The organism is Bacillus sp. 2CMS4F (assembly GCF_023161785.1).
Taxonomy (GTDB): Bacteria; Bacillota; Bacilli; order Bacillales; family Bacillaceae; genus Bacillus; species Bacillus halotolerans.
The window spans coordinates 107880-132370 of sequence record NZ_JALNTO010000010.1 but is presented as its reverse complement, the minus strand read 5'-3'; the positions used below and the strand labels follow the sequence as shown (position 1 = coordinate 132370).

At 46.8% G+C, this 24491-nt stretch carries 25 protein-coding genes; 7 read left to right on the top strand and 18 right to left on the bottom strand.

Translation table 11 applies throughout. The features are described 5' to 3' along the window. Nucleotides 1–3 precede the first annotated feature (3 nt). From acoB to MTN95_RS14795, 11 genes are all read right to left on the bottom strand, one after another. Nucleotides 4–1032 carry an alpha-ketoacid dehydrogenase subunit beta gene (gene acoB, locus MTN95_RS14845; protein ID WP_248338770.1) on the bottom strand — a complete coding sequence of 343 codons (1029 nt, stop codon included), beginning with the start codon at nucleotides 1030–1032 and terminating at the stop codon, nucleotides 4–6. Between the two features lies 1 nt (nucleotide 1033). Further along, nucleotides 1034–2035, bottom strand: coding sequence for an acetoin:2,6-dichlorophenolindophenol oxidoreductase subunit alpha (gene acoA, locus MTN95_RS14840; RefSeq protein WP_202853454.1), 1002 nt, complete (start codon nucleotides 2033–2035; stop codon nucleotides 1034–1036). A gap of 233 nt (nucleotides 2036–2268) precedes the next feature. Further along, complete coding sequence (locus MTN95_RS14835) at nucleotides 2269–2958, bottom strand: YfjL-like protein (protein ID WP_248338768.1); 690 nt, start codon at nucleotides 2956–2958, stop codon at nucleotides 2269–2271. A gap of 29 nt (nucleotides 2959–2987) precedes the next feature. Further along, entirely contained in the window at nucleotides 2988–3440 is a 453-nt protein-coding gene (locus tag MTN95_RS14830; RefSeq protein WP_248338766.1) for a DUF6884 domain-containing protein, read from the bottom strand. Further along, nucleotides 3437–4192 (bottom strand): hypothetical protein, encoded by a 756-nt coding sequence (locus MTN95_RS14825; RefSeq protein WP_248338764.1) that lies wholly within the window; start codon nucleotides 4190–4192, stop codon nucleotides 3437–3439. Before MTN95_RS14825 ends, MTN95_RS14830 begins: the two co-directional genes overlap by 4 nt. Before the next feature lie 109 nt (nucleotides 4193–4301). Next, entirely contained in the window at nucleotides 4302–5558 is a 1257-nt protein-coding gene (locus tag MTN95_RS14820; RefSeq protein ID WP_248338762.1) for an amidohydrolase, read from the bottom strand. Nucleotides 5559–5581: 23 nt separating this feature from the next. After that, complete coding sequence (locus MTN95_RS14815; RefSeq protein ID WP_248338760.1) at nucleotides 5582–7117, bottom strand: AbgT family transporter; 1536 nt, start codon at nucleotides 7115–7117, stop codon at nucleotides 5582–5584. 21 nt (nucleotides 7118–7138) lie between these two features. Next, a complete protein-coding gene (locus MTN95_RS14810) occupies nucleotides 7139–8323 on the bottom strand; it encodes a M20 metallopeptidase family protein (RefSeq protein WP_248338757.1) in 1185 nt (394 codons plus the stop codon). A gap of 237 nt (nucleotides 8324–8560) precedes the next feature. Beyond that, entirely contained in the window at nucleotides 8561–9547 is a 987-nt protein-coding gene (locus tag MTN95_RS14805) for a tRNA dihydrouridine synthase (RefSeq protein ID WP_248338755.1), read from the bottom strand. Between the two features lie 333 nt (nucleotides 9548–9880). Further along, nucleotides 9881–11281: a 23S rRNA (uracil(1939)-C(5))-methyltransferase RlmD gene (rlmD, locus tag MTN95_RS14800; RefSeq protein WP_227599257.1), complete on the bottom strand. Its 1401-nt coding sequence runs from the start codon at nucleotides 11279–11281 to the stop codon at nucleotides 9881–9883. Between the two features lie 113 nt (nucleotides 11282–11394). After that, nucleotides 11395–12258, bottom strand: a complete 864-nt coding sequence (locus MTN95_RS14795) for a DNA-3-methyladenine glycosylase family protein (RefSeq protein ID WP_248338753.1) — start codon at nucleotides 12256–12258, stop codon at nucleotides 11395–11397. 118 nt (nucleotides 12259–12376) lie between these two features. Here MTN95_RS14795 and corA point away from each other — a divergent pair, with 118 nt between their 5' ends. Both corA and MTN95_RS14785 read left to right on the top strand, forming a co-directional pair. Further along, the gene (gene corA / locus MTN95_RS14790) at nucleotides 12377–13336 is read left to right on the top strand and encodes a magnesium/cobalt transporter CorA (protein ID WP_024120593.1); all 960 of its coding nucleotides are present in this window, start codon (nucleotides 12377–12379) and stop codon (nucleotides 13334–13336) included. A gap of 99 nt (nucleotides 13337–13435) precedes the next feature. After that, nucleotides 13436–14299: an NAD(P)-dependent oxidoreductase gene (locus MTN95_RS14785; RefSeq protein ID WP_248338751.1), complete on the top strand. Its 864-nt coding sequence runs from the start codon at nucleotides 13436–13438 to the stop codon at nucleotides 14297–14299. Between the two features lie 34 nt (nucleotides 14300–14333). On the opposite strand, the gene pdaA is transcribed toward MTN95_RS14785, so the two are convergent. Beyond that, a complete protein-coding gene (gene pdaA, locus MTN95_RS14780) occupies nucleotides 14334–15125 on the bottom strand; it encodes a delta-lactam-biosynthetic de-N-acetylase (RefSeq protein WP_059291644.1) in 792 nt (263 codons plus the stop codon). A 98-nt stretch (nucleotides 15126–15223) separates the two neighbouring features. Continuing rightward, nucleotides 15224–15409: an SE1561 family protein gene (locus MTN95_RS14775; RefSeq protein WP_010333401.1), complete on the bottom strand. Its 186-nt coding sequence runs from the start codon at nucleotides 15407–15409 to the stop codon at nucleotides 15224–15226. 145 nt (nucleotides 15410–15554) lie between these two features. Between MTN95_RS14775 and yfkAB the strand changes: the two genes are divergently transcribed. Further along, the gene (gene yfkAB, locus MTN95_RS14770) at nucleotides 15555–16676 is read left to right on the top strand and encodes a radical SAM/CxCxxxxC motif protein YfkAB (RefSeq protein WP_248338749.1); all 1122 of its coding nucleotides are present in this window, start codon (nucleotides 15555–15557) and stop codon (nucleotides 16674–16676) included. Beyond that, nucleotides 16677–17519: a mechanosensitive ion channel protein MscC gene (mscC, locus tag MTN95_RS14765; protein ID WP_202853210.1), complete on the top strand. Its 843-nt coding sequence runs from the start codon at nucleotides 16677–16679 to the stop codon at nucleotides 17517–17519. Nucleotides 17520–17554: 35 nt separating this feature from the next. Here mscC and MTN95_RS14760 read toward each other — a convergent pair whose 3' ends face one another. Together MTN95_RS14760 and cax are read right to left on the bottom strand one after the other, a co-directional pair. Continuing rightward, a complete protein-coding gene (locus MTN95_RS14760) occupies nucleotides 17555–18349 on the bottom strand; it encodes a YfkD famly protein (protein WP_082687919.1) in 795 nt (264 codons plus the stop codon). Between the two features lie 70 nt (nucleotides 18350–18419). Continuing rightward, nucleotides 18420–19475, bottom strand: a complete 1056-nt coding sequence (gene cax, locus MTN95_RS14755; RefSeq protein ID WP_024120588.1) for a calcium/proton exchanger — start codon at nucleotides 19473–19475, stop codon at nucleotides 18420–18422. A 167-nt stretch (nucleotides 19476–19642) separates the two neighbouring features. On the opposite strand from cax, the gene MTN95_RS14750 reads away from it, so the two are divergent. Further along, a complete protein-coding gene (locus tag MTN95_RS14750; protein ID WP_059291647.1) occupies nucleotides 19643–20818 on the top strand; it encodes an MFS transporter in 1176 nt (391 codons plus the stop codon). Nucleotides 20819–21016: 198 nt separating this feature from the next. Here the strand turns inward: MTN95_RS14750 and MTN95_RS14745 are convergent, their stop codons facing one another. From MTN95_RS14745 to MTN95_RS14735, 3 genes are read right to left on the bottom strand one after another with little or no spacing between them, the layout of a single operon-like run. Next, on the bottom strand, nucleotides 21017–21844 hold the full coding sequence (locus tag MTN95_RS14745; RefSeq protein ID WP_024120586.1) for a YihY family inner membrane protein: 828 nt from the start codon (nucleotides 21842–21844) through the stop codon (nucleotides 21017–21019). A 23-nt stretch (nucleotides 21845–21867) separates the two neighbouring features. Then, nucleotides 21868–22191 carry a hypothetical protein gene (locus MTN95_RS14740; RefSeq protein ID WP_024120585.1) on the bottom strand — a complete coding sequence of 108 codons (324 nt, stop codon included), beginning with the start codon at nucleotides 22189–22191 and terminating at the stop codon, nucleotides 21868–21870. A gap of 18 nt (nucleotides 22192–22209) precedes the next feature. Continuing rightward, complete coding sequence (locus MTN95_RS14735) at nucleotides 22210–22680, bottom strand: low molecular weight protein-tyrosine-phosphatase (RefSeq protein WP_248338747.1); 471 nt, start codon at nucleotides 22678–22680, stop codon at nucleotides 22210–22212. A gap of 201 nt (nucleotides 22681–22881) precedes the next feature. Between MTN95_RS14735 and MTN95_RS14730 the strand changes: the two genes are divergently transcribed. Then, nucleotides 22882–23097, top strand: coding sequence for a DUF1128 domain-containing protein (locus tag MTN95_RS14730; RefSeq protein WP_010333391.1), 216 nt, complete (start codon nucleotides 22882–22884; stop codon nucleotides 23095–23097). 163 nt (nucleotides 23098–23260) lie between these two features. Next, the gene (locus MTN95_RS14725; protein WP_248338745.1) at nucleotides 23261–24457 is read left to right on the top strand and encodes an MFS transporter; all 1197 of its coding nucleotides are present in this window, start codon (nucleotides 23261–23263) and stop codon (nucleotides 24455–24457) included. The last annotated feature ends 34 nt before the right edge of the window (nucleotides 24458–24491 follow it).

Here is a 24491-nt window from a genome sequence, read left to right as displayed (position 1 = left end):
CCTTTAATTCACTGCCGGCTCGCCAAGCAATTCAAGCGTGACGCTGACGATTTTATCTGGTGTCGGCAAATATTGGTCTTCTAGCACTGGCGAAAACGGCACAGGTGTGTGCGGCGCTGTAATCCGCTTAATCGGCGCATCCAGCAGATCAAAGCCTTTGTCCGCCACAATCGCGGCTATATCTGTGGCTATGCTGCATCGCGGGTTGGCTTCATCAATGATGATCAGCCGGTTTGTTTTTTCTAACGATGTGAAAATCGCTTCCTCATCCAGAGGAGACAGACTGCGCGGATCAAGCACCTCGGCTTCAATGCCTTTTTCTGATAATTGTGCTGCCGCTTCGAGTGCGGTATTGACCTGCTTGCCGATCGCAAACAGCGTAATGTCGCTGCCCTCGCGTTTGATGTCCGCTTTTCCGAGCGGAATTGTGTAATACTCTTCCGGCACTTCGCCTTTCATGTTGTAGGACGTTTTGTCTTCAAAAAAGAACACCGGATCGTTGTCTTCGATCGCCGCAAGCAGCAGACCTTTGGCATCATACGGATTCGACGGAACAACCGTCTTCAGCCCCGGAATGCTTGTGAAAAGGCCGTACAGCGACTGAGAGTGCTGTGCCGCAGCCCGGAAACCCGCTCCGTATGTGGTGCGGACGGTAATCGGCACTTGCGCTTTTCCGCCGAACATATAGCGGAATTTTGCCCCTTGGTTGATGACCTGGTCAAAGCACGTGCCGATGAAATCGTTAAACATCAGCTCCGCAATCGGTCTCAGCCCTGTTGATGCCGCAGCCATAGCGGCGCCCATATAGCCCGCTTCAGAAATGGGCGTATCCAGCACCCTGCTCCGTCCAAATTCCTGAACGAGCCCTTTTGTGACACCTAATACGCCGCCCCATGCTTCGTCATCCTGCAAATGATCGACTGCCGCTCCTCCGGCTACATCCTCACCGATCAACAGCACATTTTCGTCCCTTCTCATCGCAAGTTTCATTGCCTCGTTGATCGCGTCTGACATGCTTATGACTCTTGCCATCTTACATTCCTCCTTTTTCGTATGAGACATATACATCTGCCAGCAGCTCTGATTCTTTCGGATATGGGCTGTCTTCGCTGAAGGAGACTGCTTTTTCAATCGATTCGCTGACACGCTGTTCAATGTCTGACAGCTTATTGGCATCTGTTTCTTTTAAAAGGTAGTTTTTAAAACCTTGAATGGCATCCTTTTCTTCAAGGTGCTCAGCTCTTTCATCCTTTGTTTTATAGGTTTGGGCATCTCCTTCGAAATGGCCGTAGTTTCTGTAGGTCATGCATTCAATCAAAGACGGGCCTCCGCCGTTTCTTGCTCGTTCAATCGCTTCCTCTGCTGCCTGATAAACTGCTAAAATATCTTTTCCGTCCACGGTTACTCCCGGCATGTTATAGGCAGCTGCCCGATCAGCGATTGAATCACAGGCTGACGCGTACTCAAATGGCGTGGCTTCGCCGTAGCCGTTGTTTTCAGCGATAAACACAACTGGAAGATTCCATACAGCTGCTAAGTTGAGGCCTTCATGGAAAGTCCCTTGGTTATTTGCTCCGTCCCCAAAAAAGCAAACGCTTACATTTTTAGTCTGTTTATATTTAGCCGTGAGCGCTGACCCGCATGCGAGCGTAAATCCGCCCCCGACGATTCCATTTGCCCCTAACATACCTTTATTGAGATCGGCAATGTGCATAGAACCGCCCTTGCCTTTACACAGTCCGGTCGCTTTCCCGAATATTTCCGCCATCATGCCATCCAGATCACAGCCCTTGGCGATACAATGCCCATGCCCTCTGTGTGTGCTTGTAATGCTGTCGCCATCATCTAAGTGAGCGCACACGCCTACAGCTACCGCTTCTTCACCGGCATACAAATGGACGAATCCGGGAAGCACTCCCTCTGCGAACAGTTCATGCACTTTGTCCTCAAAGCCCCTGATTTCCAGCATCTTTTGGTACATCCACAGCGCTTTTTCCTCAGTTAATGACAAGCCTTCTCGTTTTAACAGTTCCATTGTGTGTGCCTCCTTCTATTTAGGGTTCGCCTTAATGAATGCAAGAAGTGTGCCAGCTATTGGATGCCCGTAAAATCAGTCTTCTATGTTGATACCAGGAGACAGTTTGAGACAGGTGTCTCATTTTGTCTCGATATGAAACCATGTGTCTCGTTTTATTCCAAATAAAAAAGACCGGGCACCTGCCCGGCCTTTTGACGTCGATCGACATATTTATTTCCTCGGAAATCTTATCAACTTCCTAATGCCTCTGCATCGTTTTTCTGAATGGCGATTTCAGGAGTGAAATCAATTGAATATTTTACATAACCAAAGCCGCCGTCCCCATCCTTCTGCATGCAGTCTATCGTGCCTCTGAAATATGTATACCCTTTTTGATTAAGCGTTTTTCTGACGGTTTCCGCCATCGCCGCGGCATCTGTTTTTGTTTTTCCGCTTGCATCTAACTGAATCGTCAAACTTAGCGGCGCTCTTTCAGCCAATTGCTTGCTCCATCTTGTATCTAATGTAAACTGGGCGTGATCAACGCTGATATCTGCTTCGGCTTTTATAAGTTGCGGAACGGCTTTTTTCAAATCCGCTTCGATTTCCTTTGATGCTTCTTGATTTAGATGTTTTGCAACAGACTCGGTATAGGCTTCTTCAATCCCATCGCAGGTTACCTTAGGATGGAGAAACCCCATCGCGCACATTTGGTAGCTTTGAGATTGGGTGTTTGCTTGAAACACATATTCCGAGGTTTTGGCGTTATAAACTCCATTCGTGATCTTAATTTCTTTTTGAGGATAGGTCTGTTTCACATATGATGTGAGCTTTTGTTCTGCGGCATTTTTCGAAAAAGGATCACCGAATAAAACATGATAGATATATAAGCCACATCCACATACCGCAATGGCAAGGAAGCCGAACACCATTCTTTTCATTTTCACACCCTTTTCGGGTTATGTACGTATTACAGTTCTTGTTTTTCTTCAACCGCCCTGTTAAGTGCCTGAAGCATGTAACCAATGCCTTTGTACGGTGCCAGCGGCCAGCTGATATGCTGATGATCTCCGACGACCGTGTTAAGGACTTTACGATATTTTTTCCCGCCGAGCATGACGAGCTCTTCTTTTTCAAGAAAACCCTTTTCACGATATTGGCGGCTTAACTTCTCCTCTGTCATAATCTCTGGATGACCGCTCCCGAATGCCACATCGTAGTTTTCCGGCACGATGTCATCAGGACGCAGGAACCCATGCTTTGCCGACAAAATGACCCAGTCGTCAAAAAAAGCTTTCGCATACCGCTCGCACGCCTGATGAAACGGGCTCAGGTAAGCGTCTTCCGCCCTCGTCGGCCCTGCATCAGGCTGAACATCCCAGATTTTTTTCGCGCCGCAGGGGATGATGCATAGTCGTTTCATATTGATTTTCGAACTCCTTTTATCTTCTGGACTATCACAATGATTAAGATCCCGATCATGATCGCACAACCGACAGCGAACGTAATCAATGGATACAAAAGAGGAAATATGACATTGGGAATCACTTCATACATCTCAGAATGATACCCCATTGAATTTCCTCCAACATATGAAAAATTAAGCAGTTTTACACTCAATGGATCCTTGCTTCTATCAGAATAGCTTAGAAGCTTCTCCTTTACAGTCCCATCCTGATGAATCCTGATTATTTTCCATTTGCTTTTTTCAAGACTTATTTGATCGTCAGTTATTCTCTGAACAATGTAAACCAGATTTTGATCAGTCTTTCGATCCTTTACCGTTAATATTTCAAGCCATGAAAAGTATCGCCCTCCTCTTTCTCGATTAGAAAGCCATACTTCAGAAGGTGATGAGAGATCTCGGCCGTCTAATTGATACTGTATGTTAACAATCTCTCCGGCAGGAACGTTTTCGTCTTTATCCCAGCTTGTCAGGGGCGCATGTTTTCCTGTTTTGGCCTCAATAATCCTAATATGATGATTAAAAATGTTGATATTTTGAGTATCTATCGCATGTTGATAACCTTGCTTTTCTTGATATGCATAATGAATGTCATAACGATTTGTTATGCTGTGATCTATTATATTTTCTCTCAATAGTACAAAGATAGGATAGGCTGAAATCACGATCAGCAGCAGGCCTATACATGTACAAAAATGCATTCTCTTCATTTGATTCTCCTCTTTTTTTCATACTTATCAATGTACCATAAATCCAACAAATCGTCTCCTTTATTTGGAAAGCGTTTCGAATGACATAAAAAAAGAGGGGGTTCCCCCTCTACTTCAACAGCTTCAATGCCGCTTGCTTCAGCAGCTGAACGCTTCGCGGAAGAATATCTTCCTGGATATCGAACTTTTCATGATGATGCGGGGCAGCGATGTCGGTGCCAATGATCATATATGTCCCTTTTCCTCCCCGCTCCTGAACTCTTTTGATCATATAGCTTGCGTCTTCACTTCCTCTTGAGCCGGTGTGGATGCCTTGCAGTGAGGAAAATCCGCCAACCTCTCCAGCAGCTTCTAGCACGGTCGAAACCACTTCCTCGTCACATTTGATCGAAATCGCTCCGCCGATGATTTCGATCAAATGTTCAAGCTCATGCATGGCTGCGCTGTGGGCGATGATCTTTCTCACCCGCTCTTCCAGATCGCGGTTGACCGCTTCTGAATCTGACCGCGTTTCAATGATCATTTTCGCGTGCTGCGGGATGATATTGGCCGCTGTTCCGCCTTCAAGCACGCCGACATTGATCCGGGTATCGCCCGAACTGAAACGCGGAATGGCATGTATATTTAAAAGTGCCGTCGCCGCCCCGAGCAAAGCATTTCTGCCATGCTCAGGAGCCGCTCCTGCATGTGAGGAGACGCCCCGGAAATGAACAGCCATTTTCGTAGTGGCCAGGAATCCTTCTGCACCGCCGTATATTTCTCCAAGCGGCACATTAGTCCCCAGATGATGGCAGAGGAGATAATCAACATCGTCCAGCATGCCTTTCTCAGTAACGGCATACGCTCCGCGGACACCTTCCTCGGCGGGCTGGAAAATCAGCTTCAGAGTACCTGCAAAGTTTTGATGTGCCAGCGCTTCAGCAACACCTAGCCCGATTGCGGTATGTCCGTCATGGGCGCATGCGTGCATATTTCCTTCAAATGCAGAACGGAAGCCCTTGGCGTGAGGACCATGGTCAGCATCTGCGCTTTCTGTAATCGGAAGTGCATCCATATCAAAACGAAGCGCAACGACGGGTCCCGGCGCACTTCCTTCAAGTCTTCCGATGACAGCGGTATATCCGCCTTTCATCGGCGCAATGATATCAGGATCGGCTCCATTTTCAATTGCACGGTCAAAAGCGCGCTTCAGTTCTTTTTCTGAAGGAACGCCTCTGCGGGCCTCGCCATCCATTGCGTCCTTGCCATATGTCACGTGATATCCCAGGGCTTGAAGAGTTTCCACAACCTTTCCGGCTGTGCGAAATTCTGTGAAGCCCAGTTCGGGATGCCGGTGAAAATCTCGTCTTATTTGAATCATATCCATATGTCTCCCACCCTTTGTCGTTTTTATTTTGCATAAACGCCCGGTCCGATCGGCCAGCCGAAAGCGTACCAAATGAACATCATGAGAAGCCACGCCAAGAAGAACAGAACCGTATACGGAATCATGGTTGAGATCACAGTTCCGAAGCCCGCATCTGATTTGTAGCGCTTATAGTAAGCCATCAGCATCGGCAAATACGGATTCATTGGCGTAATGGTGTTGGTCGCGGAATCCGCAATCCGATAGGCAATTTGAATAAACGCGGGATGAAAATCCAGCAGCATCAGCATCGGGATAAACACGGGGGCCAGCAGCGCCCATAAAGCAGAGCCGCTCGTAATAAACAGACTGACGACACAAGTCAGCAACGAAAATCCGATTAATACAGGAAACCCGGTTAAATGGACGGATTCCAGAAAGCCTGCTCCCTTTACAGCCATAAAAATTCCCATATTGCTCCACGTGAAAAAGGCGATAAACTGTGAAATGACAAAGACAAGCACAATAAAGCCTGACATGCCTTTAATGGAATCTCCCATCAGCCTCGGGACGTCTGTCTGATCCTTAATGCGTCCGGCCACGATGCCATAGACAACCGATACAGTAATAAAGAACAGCAGAATGATGGGGATGATGCCTTTCAGAAAAGGCGAGGAAAGAATTGATCCGTTTTCAGGATCACGCAGGAGCGCTCCCTCTGGAACGACTAATAACGCAATGACTCCAGCATATAAAAGAGCCGCTGCCCCGGCAGCCTTCAGTGCTTTGATCTCTTTTCCCGTTAACGCCACCATTTCAGGCTTATATTCTCCGCGGTAGCTGCCAAGCCGGGGTTCAACAATTTTATCAGTAACCCATGCACCGATAAAGGCTAAAACAAATACGGAGGCCGCCATGAAAAACCAGTTATCAACAGCCGATACCTGAGCATTTTTATCGACGGTTTGTGCGACCTGTGTGGTAATTCCGGAAAGAAGCGCGTCTGTCCCGGCGATCATCAGATTGGCCGTAAATCCTGACCCTACACCTGCCGCAGCGGCCGCAAAGCCGGCAAGCGGATGACGCCCGGCTGCCATGAAGATCAGGGCGCCCACCGGCGGGATAATGACCCATGCCGCATCAGACGCCAGATTCCCTAAAATCCCGACAAATACGACGGAATAGCTGATGATCGCTTTCGGAACATGCGCCATCATCTTTTGCAGCACAGCCTCGATCAAACCGACGCGTTCCGCCAGCCCGATGCCGAGCACCATCGTGAGCACAAGTCCGAGAGGCGGAAATTGAACAAAGTTGTTCACCGCTTCCGTCAGCATCCAGTGAATGCCCTCGGTGCTGAGCAAACTCTTAACGGCTATCTCTTTCCCATCTCCCGGATGTGTCACTGCGTTACCTGCCAGCACAACAGACATGGCAATGATGATCATCGATAAGTAGATAAATAACATAAAAGGATCAGGCAATTTGTTTCCGACCTTTTCGATCCACTTTAATATTCCTTTATGCTCGATTTTTTGTAAAGAATCAGCGGTCATGACTTCCGGCAGATGTTTAGCCATAGCGCCCTCCTATAATCGGTTTTAGTTGATCTTCATTGAAATCGATTCACGGGAATGCAGAATAAAATAGACTGAATTTACAAATAATTTAACGCCTGCTGATAACGCTTTTTCATCGAACGTGAATTTAGGATGGTGATGCGGATAGATCATCTCCCCGGTTCCCGCTCCCAAAGCGATATAACAGCTCGGCACTCGTTCAGAAAACGCGGAGAAATCTTCTCCGCCCATCATTGGCGCTAACGGAAATACCTGATCCTTCCCCCACAGATTCTCCGCTGCTTGTCTGACCAGTTCGGTTACGTTCGGATCGTTTACCACAGACTTGTATCCATGGCGGTAATCAAAATCATACGACGCGCCATGGGCTTCAGTTACGCCTTTTATAATGGTTTCCATGAGCGCTTCCGTATTTGCCCGGACTTCCTTTCGAAACGTCCTTACCGTCCCTCCAAGCGTCACAGTATCGGGGATCACATTGTAGGCGGAGCCCGCATGACACATGGTAACAGAGAGCACCAGTCTTTCGGCAGGATCTGTATGTCTTGAGGCAATGCTTTGCAAATGAGTAATGACTTGTGAGGCAATCACAAGCGGGTCAATACACTGTTCAGGCTGAGAGGCATGCCCGCCTTTTCCTTTAATCGTGATATCAAAGCGGTCAGAGTTAGCGGTGACCGGGCCTGATGCCAGTCCGATTTTTCCTAAAGGCATGGCAGAAAACAGATGGATGGCTATGCATAGATCAAGACGGTCCGCAACACCAGCCTTCACCATTTCCTGCGCCCCGCCAGGATGAACCTCCTCGGCATGCTGAAAAATAAAGTAGACTTCGCCGCTAAGCTCATCCTTTTTCTGAGACAAAATCTCAGCCGCCCCAAGCAGCATGGCGGTATGCCCATCATGCCCGCACGCATGCATTACACCTGGATGGCGGGAGCGAAAATGACTGTCATGCTCCTCTTGAATCGGCAGCGCATCCATATCAGCGCGCAGCCCAATTCGTTTGCCCGGCCGCGCACCGCTCAGCCGGGCAACGACACTTGTCCTTGTCGGGCGGCTGATCTCAAGATTTTCAAAAGAAGAGAGTGTATCATATACAAATTGAGCTGTTTTTTCTTCTTGAAAGGACAGCTCCGGGTATTGATGAAGATGTCTCCTCCATTCAATCACGTTCTTATATATACTGGCGTATTCATCCATCATGCTTCCAGCCCCCATTCTGTTTTAGAAACTCTTGCATTTACTTTATTGATTATATGGAGCTGGTTCAATTGGAATGTCAGACAATCTGACTTATTGAATCAAAAAAGAAGAGGAAATCTGACAGATTCCTCTTCGTCTGTTGAATTTTTGCACAGTGAAAATAAACATTTCCTAAATAACTAACTTATAAAGCAAAAAGAGCGTCCCACTTCGCTTTTACCTTGAATTAGGAAACATCTACTGTTGCTCCGCCCCATCAAGATACTTCCTCTCAAATTCATCGAGCAATGCACGCACTTCGTCTGTTGATTTTGTGTTCATGCATTGGTTTCTTAATTCACTTGCCCCACGGAATCCACGGAGATATATCTTGAAAAAGCGAGGAAGCGGTTTGTATGCTCGAGCTTCTGTTTTTGAATATTCATCATGGAGATCCAGATGCAGTCTCAAAAGATCAATCAATTCCTTGCTGCTATGCTCTTTCGGCTCCTTTTCAAAAGCGAAAGGATTCGTAAAAATACCGCGCCCTATCATAATGCCATCGACACCGTATTGTTCAGCAAGTTTTAAGCCGGTTTCCCGGTCAGGAATATCCCCATTGATCGTCAAAAGGGTATCTGGTGCCACCTCATCACGAAGTTTCTTAATCTCCGGGATGAGTTCCCAATGCGCATCCACTTTGCTCATTTCCGCTCTTGTACGCAGATGAATGGAAAGATTCGCAATGTCTTGCTTCAAGATGTGTGTCAGCCAGCCGCGCCATTCGTCCACATCTGTGTAACCAAGCCTTGTCTTCACACTTACAGGCAATCCCCCTGCTTTTGCTGCTTGTATTAATTCTGCTGCAACTTCAGGACGACAAATAAGGCCGCTTCCCTTTCCATTTCCCGCCACATTAGGCACAGGGCAGCCCATATTGATATCTAGACCCTTAAAGCCTAATTCCGCCATACCAATACTCATTTGGCGAAAGTTCTCAGGCTTGTCTCCCCATATGTGGGCTACCATTGGCTGTTCATCCTCAGTGAAAGTCAAACGGCCGCGCACACTATCCTTTCCATCCGGGTGACAATAGCTCTCCGAGTTTGTAAACTCCGTAAAGAACACATCAGGTCTTCCTGCTTCACTCACTACATGGCGAAACACAACATCCGTCACATCTTCCATTGGTGCCAGTACAAAAAAAGGCCGTGGTAATTCACGCCAGAAATTATCTATCGTCATTACATTCAAATCCTTTCATTATGGGATACAAACCCAAACCTTTATCCCAAAATTAAAAAGCTGACCATACTTCTTTTACACTTATAGCATGCTTAAGCACTTCTTATCAAACGATAGTAAATTTTGAACATTTAAATCTTTACTAATCACACATAAAAAGTGACAAAGTAAACCGAGTAAGAAAGGCAGTTTGGGTCATAGGTTTAGGTACATGATCCAAATTTCAGTGTATGTTCCTGCAAATTTTCTTTCAATAGCTTGGGTGGGTTGCGCATGAAAAAGACCCGGAAATCGGCAATGTTCATTCTACCGAAATCCAGATCTGATTAGGACTTAATGAGACGATTTCAACACAAGCTTCGCCACTGCTTCAACGTGAGCTGTCTGCGGAAACATATCGACAGGCTGAATATATTCCACGCGATAGTCTTTCGACAGCGCCTGTAAATCCTTCGCAAGCGTGGATGGATTGCAGGAAACGTAGACAAAGCGTTTCGGTTTGACTTTTTTGATCGTATCCAGGAACGTGCTGTCACAGCCGGTTCTTGGCGGATCAACGATGACGACGTCCGGGCGGAAGCCTTCTTTCGTCCATTTCGGGAGCCAGTGCTCGGCTGTTCCTGTTACGTACGTGGCGTTTGTCATGCCGTGTTTTTTGGCATTTTTCTTGGCATCGTCAATCGATTCTTTGATGACGTCCATGCCGCGGACTTCCTTCGCTCCGTCGGCCACCCACATGCCGATGGTGCCGACGCCGCAATACGCGTCAACGACTTTTTCTTTCCCGGTCAGCTGCGCCGCTTTTTTCACTTCATCATACAGCTTGACGGTTTGCTCCGGATTGAGCTGGAAGAAGGCGCGGGCGCTCAATTCAAAAGATACGTCGCCGAGCACCTCTTGAATCACGGTATGTCCGGCGAGGGGTTTTGATTTCTCACCGAAAATAACAGAGGTTTTCGCTCCGTTTACATTTTGAATAATGGATTTCACCTCAGGCAGGCGCTTTTGGATCGCTTTGACGATTTCTTCCTTATGCGGAAGCGTTTCTTTTGCTGTTACAAGCACGACCTGCACTTCGCCTGTTTCAAAACCGACTCTCGTCACTATCGTGCGAACGTCGCCTTTTCGTTTTCTTTCATTATAAACAGACACATTGAAGTCCTCTAAAATGCGGCGGACGATGCCTGTTGTTTTGTTGGTTGCCGGATGCTGAACGATGCAGTCTTTGATCGGCACGATATCATGAGAATCAAGGCCGTATAAGCCGGCGATGATGCTGCCGCTTTGTGAGCGTCCGATCTGGAATTGGCTTTTGTTGCGGTAATTCCATGGGTTGTCCATGCCGACCGTTTCTCTGATATCCATGTTTTCGACTTTAAACTTCGTATGGCGCTCCAGAGACTGGATGACGATGTCGCGCTTTTCCCGAAGCTGCTGGCTGTAAGCAAGATGCTGAAGCTGGCAGCCGCCGCACTGCTCGTAGACAGGGCAGGGCGGTGCCACCCGATGCTCCGAAGCCTTGCGAATCTTCTTGATCCGTCCCTCCGAAAACTTCGGCTGCACTTTCGTCGCTTGGACGACAACCTCTTCACCAGGAAGCGCGCCGGGCACGAACACGACTTTTTTCTTGAAATAGCCGACGCCTTCCCCGTTAATTCCGAGACGTTTAATCGTCAGCGGAAAGGTCTGTCCGACTTTCAGTTCGACGGGCGCCTTTTTGTTTTGTTGGTTCACGTTGTTCTCTCCGTTTCTATATGAAGCTTTCTGCAGATGGCAGAAAGTGAAATGTTTTTTTCACATCTTTCTAGTATAACACGTTTGCACGATTTCCTTCATTGTCAGACGAATTATTCTATACTCCTCCACAAATATAACGACGCATAGCTCAAATAAGGCTCCCACTCCTTGCTCATCGCGAGCATAACATCCTTTGCCGGTTTGTCGTCCAAATTGAAGTGGCGTTTGATCGCGTTTTGCAGTCCGATATCTGCCAGCGGGAATAAATTGGGCCGTCCAAGCCCAAACATCAGCACGTTTTGTACCGTCCATGGGCCGATGCCTCTGATTTTGATCAGTTTCTTCATGATGTCTTCATCTGTCAGTTGGGGCAGCTCTGACAAGTCGAGTGTGCCTTCTGCGATCATCCTTGACGTATCAATGGCGTATTCCGCTTTTCTCATGCTGAACTGGAGCTCGCGGAGATCTTGATAATCCAGCGCCGCAATCGTTTCCGGCTTCGGATAGCACCACACGCCGTCCTTCTGCTCGCCGAACGTATGGACAAACCGTTCTGTCAAGGTGTACGCAAAAGATAGATTCAGCTGCTGGTGCACAATGCATTTCATGATACAGTTGTACACGCTGTAGTCCAATACAAGCGGCGTGCCTGCATGCTCTTCAAAAATCGCGGAAAGATTCGTTTTTGAGAAATGATCAAGAACATGCTGCAAATCATGTTCCCATTGAAAAATCCGTTTGATTTCCTTCATCATGTCTTCCTGCTCTGTTTCCCCGCTGACGAGAAACTCGGGCTCGTCCGCATGGCCTAACGCCTGCACCTTCACAATACATACGTAACCGGCCTTATTTCTGATCGGCACTCTTATTTCCCGCGCTTTCAAATCAACTGCATTAAGAGGATCTAACGACAGCCTGTCGAGCACACGGTCAAAATGGTACGGCGGTGTGACCGATACTTTTTCTTTCCACATATGATCAGCCCTTTTTCCGTTTTTTGTTCAGTATACCACGCCGCTGGAAACCGGTAGAAAACACTGTATACTTTTCTGAAAAAGGCTGCATGATATAATGGCAGGTGGAGGGTTGTTTATGATCAACATTACCGCTATCACAACACAGCATCAGCTTTTGAAAAATATACCGATCGAACGGGTTGAACAGCCGGATATTGCGTGGTACTGGGTTGATTTTTACGGCCCTGAGGAAACGGAAACCGCGTTATTGAGAGATTTTTTTCATTTTCATCCGCTTGCGATTGAAGATTGCTTTCAGCATATGCAGCGTCCGAAGCTTGACCATTACGACGGCTATCGCTTTTACGTGCTTCATGCGCTGAATCAGGAAACACTTGAAACCGAGGAAGTCGATATCTTTCAAGGCGAAAAATTTGTCGTCACCTTTCATTTACACGAAACGCCCGGTATCGCCAAAGTCCGGGAGCGTTTATATGCTTCACCGGACATGTTAAAAAAAGGGCCGGGGCATATTTCTTACATGATCATGGATCAGCTTGTTGATGAATATTTTCCTCTGGTGTACAAAATAGAAGACCGGCTGAATGAGATTGAAGACAGCCGCAGCCACAAAACATACGGGACGCTGATGAGCGAGGTGTTTGAGCTCAGAACTGACCTATTGCATCTCAGGCGGACCATTATTCCGATGCGTGATTTGCTGTATCGGATTTTAAGCCTTGACCATGTGAAGGAGCAGCGTGAAACAAAGGCATACTTCAGCGATATTTACGATCATTTATTAAAGCTTTCAGAAATTGTGGAATCTAACCGCGACATGACGTCCGATTTGCGTGACAGCTACGTGACACTGAATTCGAACAGGATGAATGCGATTATGATGACATTGACCATCGTGTCTACGATTTTTATCCCGCTCACGTTTATCGCCGGCGTTTACGGCATGAACTTCGACAACATGCCGGAGCTTCACTGGAAATACGGATATTTCGCCGTGCTTGGCCTAATGGCCGCTCTTGTGGCCGGCATGCTGATATGGTTTGTACATAAAGGATGGTTCAACATCTTCAAATGAGGACAGCGTGAAGCTGTTCTTTTTATTTTGGTAAGCCGATTTCCAGCATATCCTGTTCATTTTGTATATAATGAAAAAAATGTTCAGGGAGTGATCATATTGAAAATCGCTGTGATCGGACTCGGCAATATGGGACAGCCCATTGCCCGGAACGTGCTTCAAGCAGGCTATCGTTTGACAGTATACAATCGGACGAAAGAAAAGACGGAGGAATTTGCATCCCGGGGCGCCCAAGTGGCAGAAACGCCGCGCCAGGCGGCCGAGACCGCTGATATTGTCGTGACAATGCTTTCCGATGACAATTCTGTCAGCAACGTGACGTTCGGCAAAGACGGATTGATTGAAGGGTTATCAGAGAATGGCATTCACATTTCGATGAGCACGATCAGTGTGGAGTTCTCAGAAAAACTTGCGGCCGCCCATGCAGAAAAAGGACAATCCTTCCTTGCGGCTCCTGTGCTGGGAAGGCCGGATGCAGCCGCAAAAGCCGCCCTTCGCATTATAGCGGCAGGACCCGCGGAAGCAAAAAAAACAGCAAAACCTCTGCTCGAAAGCTTGAGTCAGCAAGTGTTTGACGTCGGCGAAGAAAGCAAAACAGCAAACGCAGCGAAAATCAGCATCAATTTCCTGCTCGTATCCATGCTGGAGGCGTTATCTGAATCATTCCTGATGATGGAGAAATACGGATTAGAGCAAAAACAATTTTTAGAGATCGCCAACGCGCTTTTCGGCTCCCCCGTATATCAAAATTACGGAACGATCATGGCTGAGCAAACATTTGAGCCGGCGGGCTTTAAAATGTCATTAGGGTTGAAGGACACCAATCTGGCGCTCGCCGCCGCGGAGCAGGTTTCTGCAAACCTCCCTCTTGCCGAGCTGGCGAAAAGCCATTTTGAAAGCGGTATTGAAAAAGGGCTTGGAAACCTAGATTGGGCCGCTTTAATAAAATGCATAGAAAAATAGTAAAAGCCTCTCTATTGCGGAGAGGCTTTCATGTTTACAAAGACGGCAACTTCATTTCTTTCTCAAACATCAAGTCATCAATGCTTTTAAAGGTATAGCCTTGTTTTTTCAGGTCGGTAATCGCATCGTCCAGCGCCTCGGCATTGTCCTTGGAGACAGTGTGAAGCAGGTAAATCGCACCCGGATGCGCCTGTTTGATCATGTGGTCGTAGGCGTATTTTTTCCCTTTTTGATGATTGATTTTCCAGTCGACAAAAGCGACGGACCAGAAAACGGTTTGATAGCCCATGCGTTTTGTTTCTTTCAGCACATATTCACTGAACACGCCGCGCGGCGGCCGTAAGTATAGGTTGTCCTGCTTTCCCGTGATCTTATAAACTTCCTCGTTGACTGAATCAAGCTCGTCCTGAATTTGGTCTGCTGTTTTTGTCGTCAGATCCGGATGGTGAAAGGAGTGGTTGCCGATGATATGCCCTTCATCCGACATCCGTTTGATCAGCTCGGGCTGATCCTTTACGAAATGCCCGGTGACAAAAAACGTTCCTGTCACGTGATGTTTTTTTAAGACATCAAGCACCTTTGGCGTATAGCCATTTTCATAGCCGTTATCAAATGTTAAATAAATTGTTTTTTCTTTTGTATTGCCTAAATAAAACGCATCATATTTTTTGATCAGGCTGTTCAGCTGTTTTCCCGCATCTGGCGGCTGATGATTAACGCTTCGCTTAAAGCCCCAATTAATCGGCTCATTCGGTACCGCATCTGCCTGTTTTGCTCCTGCTGCAAGCAGGACGGCGGCGCAGCATATTGCACACATCCACTTCATGGCCAGCGCTCCTTCTGCATTTTTTCTTATTTTACAGAAAGGCGCCCTGTTTTATACTGACGCTTTATGCCAATATAAAAACCGCGGCATGCGCGGTTTTATTCCCAGTCTTTTTTAAAGCGTTCATATTTGGCTTCCAGGTCATCCAGCATGCCGATGAGCCTGTCTATATCTTCAACGTCTGTTGCTTCAGGGTCTAATGAATCGATGACGTTCATAAACATGTCTAGTCTGTTCTTTAAATAATCAAGCTGCTGATCTTTATTGTTTACTGCGTTCCCCATTCTGCGCCTCCATTCATTTTTTATTATGGTAGCTCATTTTTTGCTGTTTTTCAATCGCCCCGCTACTTGCGATCTTGGCAAATCAGGTCTAAAATTAACTGTTGGCAGCGTTAGTATGCCCCATTTATAAAGGAGTTAGATAGTCATGACACAAAACACGAAGCTGCGTCCGATTACACCTGAGTTCGATCCTTGGGAAGCCTATATGGATGTTGACCAGTATGGAGATATGCAGCTGACGAACGTTGAATTTACAACGACGACACTGTGCAATATGAGATGCGAGCATTGCGCTGTAGGCTATACATTGCAGCCCAAAGACCCGAATGCTCTGCCAATAGATCTTCTGTTAAAAAGGCTGGAGGAAATTCCCCGCCTCAGATCCATCAGTATTACAGGCGGAGAGCCGATGCTTTCATTAAAATCTGTAAAGGAATATGTCGTGCCGTTATTGAAATACGCCCACGAGCGCGGGGTGCGGACCCAAATCAATTCAAACCTGACTCTCGATATCGAGCGATACGAATGGATTATTCCGTATCTTGATGTGTTACATATTTCTCATAACTGGGGAACGGTTGAAGAGTTTGCGGAAATCGGTTTTGCTATGATGGACAGAAAACCGACCTTCGAGCAGCGCGCGCGCTATTTTGATAAAATGATCGATAACAGCCGCAAGCTAGTGGATGCCGGAGTGATGGTATCAGCGGAAACGATGCTGAACAAACGCACACTTCCGCACATTGAGCATATTCACCGCCAAATCACAGAAGATATGAAATGTCAGCGTCATGAAATCCATCCGATGTATCCGAGTGATTTTGCGAGCGCCCTTGAATCTCTCAGCCTGAAGGACATGAGACAGGCGATTCACCGTTTGCTGGATATTCGTGATGAAAAGACATGGATGCTGTTCGGCACACTGCCGTTTTACGCATGCAGTCCTGATGAAGAGGATCAAGAGCTGCTTCGCCGGCTTCGCACGGCGAAAAACGTGACAGTGAGAAATGACCCTGACGGCCGGTCGCGCCTGAATGTCAATATTTTTGACGGAAATATTATCGTGACCGACTTTGGCGATACACCGCCGCTCGGCAATATACAGACGGACAGCCTGCCTTCCGCCTATCAAAAGTGGAGAGAAACAAAGCTGGCCAAAGAACTGAACTGCCACTGCCCGAATGTCCGGTGCCTCGGACCAAACGTTCTCGTCAAAAACAGCTACTACCAGGATACAGATTTTTCAAAACGTCAAGCCAGGAGTTAGATGCGGATGGAAGAAACACTTACGGAGATTTTTCAGAATAAAATCGTTGATATTCTCCTCGTCGCCGTCATTTTGTGGATCGGTGTTTTTATCATTAACCGATTGGTGCAGTTATTTTTTAAACGGACGGACTTTATTGAAGAAAGAAAAGAGAAAACCATTGAAAGCCTTGTCCGTTCTATCACCCAATATACGGCGACGATCGGTTTTATCTTTTATGTTATTTCTTTATTTGTGCATGATTTCGGCAAGATTTTAGCCGGGGCGGGCGTAGCCGGTATCGTCATCGGTTTTGGCGCCCAATCACTGATTAAGGATGTGCTGGCGGGTGTGTTTTTAATTTATGAACGCCAGCTTCATAAAGGCGATTATGTGACGGTAAACAATTTATTTAACGGCACCGTCGAAGAAATCGGCCTGCGCTCGCTGCAAATCCGTGAATGGAGCGGAAAGCTTCTCACCATCAGCAACGGCGAGGTCAGACAAATAGAAAATTATAATATTGATTTTATGCGGATTACCGAATCCTTTCTCATCAGCTTTAAAGAAGATCCAGATCGTGTATACAGTGTGCTGGAGGAAGCGTGCGACATGCTGAATGAAGAGCTTCGCGATTCACTGAAGCGGGATGAATTCGGAAACCCGACAGAGCCTTTTCAAATACACGGCATCACCGCTTTGAATAAAATCAACCGCGGAGTGGAATTTACCGTAAAGGGCATGGTCCGGGATGAAGATTATTTCAGTTCCAGCCTTGCCGCCAGACGGGTTCTCGTTCGCCAGCTGTACCAAAACAATGTGCAAATGCTTGAGGAAGCTGTAAGAATCGAAAGAACCCAATAAAAAAACTGATTCCATTATAGGAATCAGTTTTTTATTTATCTCGGCTGCGAGGAAAGCTGGAAGCTAAACGTGACATGGTCTTGAACCGGAATCCACGCGCCGATTCCCTGTGACGTTACATTTTTCACAACAAGTTTTCGTTTATTGCCTTTGAGCACTAAATAGACTTCTCCGTAAGTCACTTTCCCTTTTTCATTCACAGCCGGAGCATACGCGTTTAAATAACCGAGTTTTTTCGGAGCGACTTTATAAATTTGATCTCGTTTTGTTCCCGCTCCGATGACCGTTTCAAATGCAAGCGGAAGATTTGTTTTTTTCATCGCCTTCAGCATCATCATGCTTTTGACATCTTCCGTGTTTGGAACTTTTGCTGTCAGGCCGCCCGTTACTCTATATTGCTGCTCTTGGTCATAATGCATTTCAGCCGTTTGTTTTCCGCCGCGGTTATCCGCGCGGTTTGTATTGATTTTTTTATATTCCCAGTTGGCGACTGTTTCATTCGATTCATATCCAAGCGCCCATTTCCCGAGAAATATTGTGGCCCGGTAGCCGACCGCAAGCGGTGTGCCAGAGACCGTAGACTCGTTCAGCATTTTGATGAGGTGCGGATTTTCGATCTGTACCTCTGATGAACTCAGCAGTTCCTTAGCCAGCTTGCTCGGCTGAAGCATCGGCTGATCCTGTGAAGCATTCGGATACGTGTTTTCCTTCGAAATGCTTGCTACAGAATTCGGCACCTTAAACTGCTTCTTCGCGTGGATGGGCTGAACGCCGAAAAAACTAAAGAATAACAACACAATAAGTGTGGAATGAAATAGCTTTTTCATCATATCACTCTTTCTATCGCATTTTCCCTTAGTCTTTTCATCCCGCTTTGTTGTTATCCATCATTTTTTCAGGTTAAAGAAGGAAAAAGCCGATCGCCATAATGACATAAGCCGCTAGCAGCGTGGCACCTTCAAACCAGTTGGAATCACCATCATTTGAAATGGCAATCATCAAGAGAACGGAAGATACCATCGCGACAAGCTCCGGCAGTGTAAACACAAGCGGCATGCTTACCGGGAAAAAGATGGAACAGATCACAAGAACAGGCGCGACAAACATAGCAATCTGCAGCGTCGAACCGACTGCGATCTCCACCGCAATATCCATTTTATTTTTATAGGCCATAATGATGGCTGACGCGTGTTCCGCCGCATTACCGACAATCGCAACGATGATGACCCCGATAAACAGCTCGCTCCAGCCGAACTGTTCAGCAACCGAGTGGAATGTGTGCACCAGGTTTTCGGATATGTACGCCACGACAATTGTTGCTGCAAACAAAACAATCGTGGCAACCTTCCCTGACCATTCCGGCTGCTCCTCTTCCTCAGGCTGGACAGCATTGTTCGGCTGATATACACCGCGGTGCGTGACAAGCTTAAAGTACAGAGCCGCCACATATAACAGAATCAAAATGATGCTGATCCCGATGCTTAAATTAAGCTTGCTTGTATCCCCCATTCCAACCGAAAACACCTCAGGAATTACGAAAGCCACAATAATGGCGAAAATCAAAAGCCCTGAATTATGGCGTGCATCATGGATATTAAACTCCTGCCGCTTGTATTTTAAACCGCCGACAAAAAACGATAAGCCCGCAACCAGCAGGAGATTTCCCAGCACTGAACCTGTTAAAGAGGCAAGCACGATTCCTGTAAGGCCTTCCTTTAATGCAAATAGCGAAATAATCAGCTCAACCGCATTCCCGAAGGTGGCGTTCAACAGACCGCCGATCCGCGGCCCGGCAATAATGGACAGCGATTCTGTCGCTCTTCCCATATAGCTTGCCAGAGCAATAATTGTTACACAATAGACTGCAAAGAGAATGGCAGAAGGCCAATGCATCAGACTGCCGATAACAGAAAGCGGAACACCAGCCGCCACTAATATAAAAAAGATACGATTCATAGTGAATTGACTCCTTTTGTATGACTTGTTTTATTTTTATTCTTCACAAAAATCATCATGATTACACGAGGTCAAATGTTTGCGCGCGATATAGGCTTTTTTCAGGTTGCCGGCTTTTGGAAATCGGTGTACGATCAACATAGATCTCACAAAGGAGAACAGACACGATGTCACGAATGCATTTTTTTATTCTGGTTTTGCTCGTTTCCATATCCGGTTTTTCACAAGGCATGCTGCTGCCCGTCATCTCGATTATCTTTGAAACAAATGGTGAATCAGCGGCGATTAACGGCCTGCATGCGACCGGGCTGTATATCGGAGTGCTATTGGCTTCTCCGTTTATGGAAGCCCCGCTTAGAAAACTGGGTTTCAAACCGCTGATCGTCATTGGCGGAAGCATCGTCATTTTAAGCTTGTTCGGGTTCATTTGGCTTCAGTCGGTTTGGATGTGGTTCCTGCTTCGTCTTTTCATCGGGATCGGCGACCATATGCTTCACTTTTCTACGCAAACGTGGGTGACCTCCATGTCGTCAAAGCAAAACCGCGGGAGAAATCTTTCCATTTACGGACTCTCCTTTGGTCTTGGTTTTGCTGCGGGCCCGTTTATGGTCCCGTTTGTTAAGCTGAGTCCGGCACTGCCTTTTATCGTGTCAGGCTGCATCAGTTTGCTTGCGTGGCTCTTTGTTTTCTTGCTACAAAATGCATACCCGGAAACCAGCCCCCACGAAACCAAATCAGACAATAGTTTCAGACGCTTTTACCAGGCTATGCTGTTTGCATGGGTGGCGTTTATGCCTACGTTCGGGTACGGATTTCTGGAGACTGCATTAAACGGCAGCTTTCCTGTGTATGCGCTGCGTCTGGGTTTATCTGTGGACGCCGTCGCTTTGATTCTTCCTGCATTTGCAATCGGAAGTATTATTTTTCAATTCCCGCTCGGCATTCTCAGCGATAAATACGGAAGACGGAATGTGCTGCTTGTGATTTTGCTGACGGGGGCCTTTTGCTTTCTCATCGCAGGCGTGTTCCCTTTTCCTTACGTGATTGGCTGTTGCTTCTTTATTGCGGGCATGGCAGTCGGGTCAACCTTTACACTCGGCATCAGCTTTATGACAGACCTTCTTCCGTCCCACCTGCTTCCGGCGGGGAATTTGCTTTGCGGCATTTCATTCAGTCTCGGCAGCATTTTCGGGCCGATTGCAGGCGGCTGGTATATGCAAACCTTCGAAAGCGCTAACTTGTTTTATTTGATTACCCTCATTCTGGCCGCTGTCTGGCTCGCTATCGCTTTAGGCAAACCGAAAAGCTTGCCAGCGGCTGAGACCTATTCTTCCTCTTCATAAGAAAAAGCCTCCTGACACAAAGTCAGGAGGCTTTTGTTCTAATGATAGCCGTTTTGTCCGTTGGCACTTCCGCTTGTTTTATGACTCGATTTGCTCTTTGAATTCTGTTTGTTATGGCTTCCGCCTTTTTTCGTATGCTTTGTCATCACGTTTTGCCCCCCGGATCATTTTTGAACTGAAGTTCCTTTATAGGGTGCGCTAATTGTAGGGATTTTCATCAGGAAGCTTTTTACGTTTATGTAAAAGCGCGTTGATTTCTCCCCCTAAAATAATTAAAATCCCGCTTAAGTAAAACCAGATCATCAGGACGATGATCCCCCCAATGCTTCCGTATGTGGCGCTATAGTTCGCAAATGTACTGACGTAAAACGAAAACAGGGTGCTGACGACAATCCAGCCGATGGCCGCAAACAGCGCACCCGGCATGACAAAGCGAAGCGACAGCTTTTTGTTAGGCGCGATGACGTACAAAGCGGAAAAAACAATCAGCAGCACAAGCGGGCTGACTCCCCAGCGAATCGCTGTCCAGATGGATAAAAACAGGTCCGAAGCGCCGACAAAGTCCGCAGCAAGCATTCCGATCTGCCGGCCGAATACCGGCAGAAGCAAGGCAACTAAAATGGTAAACACCATGGCGATCGTCAGAAAAATTGAGGTTAGACGTACAATGATAAAAGAGCGGTTTTCCTCCACTTCATACGCGTGGTTTAACGATCTGACGATGGCATTCATTCCATTAGACGCAGACCATAACGCCGCGATGATCCCGAATGACAGCAATCCGCCGTTTCGGTCATTTAATGTTTGGTGGGTAATGGATTCAACGAGGGACATCGCACTTCCGGGAGCGTATTGTTTTACAACCCCCAGCACGTCATCTGTAGAAATCGGAAGATACGCGGTGAGCGTCAGCATAAAAATCAAAAACGGAAACAGCGATAATAGAAAAAAATACGCCAGCTCCGCAGATTTGCTTTGCCCCTCATGAAGGGTGTATCTGCCGAACAGCTCTTTCAGAAAGTTCATGTCGTCTCACCTCGAATGTTTGATCATTTATCTTTTGTAAAATGTTCCTTTGTTTCCTGTACCAGCTCCATCACTTTCGGCGTTGTTTTCTTCAGCTCTTTGACTTGCTGATTAACAAAGCCGACTTCATCTGACAGCGTCTGGGCCAGCTGTTTTGCTTCATCAATTTTTGTAATGACATTATTTTTCAATAGTTCAGGATTGTTTTTGTACAGAGACATTTTATGCTTGCACGTCATCCATCTCATGCCGCAGGCCTGTCTCGTCGGCTTATGGAGCAAGGATAGCGCCGCGCCTGCCGCAGCTCCGAGAATGACACCTTTCAGCAACCAGCGTTCATTGTTCATGATGAACTCTCCTTTCCCTCACAATTGTTTTTCTTCTTGAATGGCTGCAAGCAGATGCTCACAGCCTGATCTGATCAATTGATAGACCTCGTCAAAGTTCCCAGTGTAGTAAGGGTCGGGAACGTCCGCAAGATCTGAATCATCAACGAAGTCAAGCAGCCTCTTGATCTGTGCGGCTTTTTTAAAACCCGCCATGCTTCTCAGGCTTCCGATATTTTCTGTATCCATCGCAATGATGTAATCAAAATCGGTTAAATCCTGTTCGCGCACCTGGCGCGCCAGCATGCCTTCAAAGCTGATTCCTTCTCTGTGCAATATCTCCTGCGTTCCTTCATGCGGAGGATTGCCGACGTGCCAGCCGCCGATGCCGGCTGAGTCTGTTCTGATTTTCCCCTCTAATCCTTTTTTCGCTGCCAAGTCCCGAAATATCGCTTCCGCCATCGGAGACCGGCAAATGTTCCCCAAGCAAACAAATAACACGCTGATCATGTTGTGCAACCTCCCTATTCTTTGCCCATATTTCTCTAAAAAGAAACCTTTACCGCTATCTTATTAGGATGTTCAATCACTTTTCAACTGATGTCACCACTTTTTTGAAATAAATGGCCGAAATGAGAATAGGGTTTTTTTCTGATGGAATTCTGTTAGAATAAAACATACCAAATGACGCGAAAGAAAGGATGGAATCATTTGTCCAGCCAAAATACAGAAACATTAACTCAAATGATTGAAGAGATTTCACAAAAACTGAACATGCTGAATGTCGGGGTTATCAAAGCGGAAGACTTCAGCGACGAAAAAATAGAGGACCTCACCTACCTTCATAAAATGGTGATGAAAAAAGAAGCATTCAGCCCGAGCGAAATGCAGGCGATCGCTCAAGAACTTGCATCACTTCGAAAATAATGGGGCTTGCCGGCATCCGGCAAGTCTTTTTTCTTATTGATGAAGATGATTCTTTTTGCTTTCGTTTATTAGGGAGCCGGAAAGACGCGGCAGCAAGGCGCCGGGCTTCCTGAAGCCGGCGAATACAGCAAATGGCCGAATAAGATTTTGAAGGAGTACTAGAATGAAAACGAAATACGTCAAAACAGCAACCGGAATGTACATCAACTACTTCTTGCTCGGAATGGTCAATATCATTCTCGCATCCAACATGTCCTCCTTAACGAAGCAGTGGAATACCGACCCGACAGGCATCAGTTATGTGATTGCGGCTATCGGATTCGGCAAGCTGCTGACATACGGAATATCTGGCGTTTTATCAGATAAAATAGGCAGAAAACCGCTCATTGTGGCTTCCGCCGGAATTATGGCTGTCTTTTTAATCGGTATTCCATTATCACCGAGTTATGAACTTGCGTTTGTGTTTGCTTTATTAGCCGGAGTCGCAAATTCGGCCATGGACGCAGGAACATATCCGGCTTTAACGGAGCTCTTCCCAACTGCTCCCAGCTCGGCGAATGTCTTGGTAAAAGCTTTTATGTCTCTCGGGGCCGCTCTTTTGCCGCTCCTGATTACAGTTTTGGCAGACCATAGCCTATTCTACGGATATGCATTTTATTTGCCGGCAGCTGTCTATGTGCTGAACATCCTCTGCTTATCAGCGATTTCGCTGCCAAAAAAACAGAAACAACCCATCAAACCCGGGCAACAGGGATCTCCTGCTTTCTTATCTGAACCAGACATGAAGAAAGAAGGCGCCGCGCTGATTATCATTGGTTTTACATCAACGGCTTTATTCACAGTCTCTCAAATCTGGCTTCCAAGCTTCGCCCAAAAGGCTGCAGGGTTAGCTGAATCAGCTTCTGTACAATTGCTGAGCTACTATAGTATAGGCGCTTTGGTATCTGTTTTATTATTAGCCCTTCTGCTGAACAGATGGGTAAAACCGGTGATGATTACACTGCTGTATCCGATTATTACATTATGTACGCTTGCCGTTATGCTGACAGTTCACGTCCCAGTGGTACTGGACATCACAGCCTTTTTCTTAGGATTTTCAACCGCGGGTGTGTTTCAAATTACCGTTACATTAATGACAGAGCTTTTCTGGAACCGCAAAGGCACTGTCACCGGAATTGTTGCGACAGCTTCAAGTATTGCGTCGATTCTGCTGCCGATTGCCACCGGGCTCATCGCAAAAGCGGGAGGCATAGCCCATATCTTTATGTTCGACTTCGGCATTGCCGTCATCGGAACAGCCTCTGCTGCCTTTTTGTATTACAGATACAATAAACTGACCGCAGGTTCCAAGCTATCATGAAAAAACGGACGTCCCCGCAGGGCGTCCGTTTTTG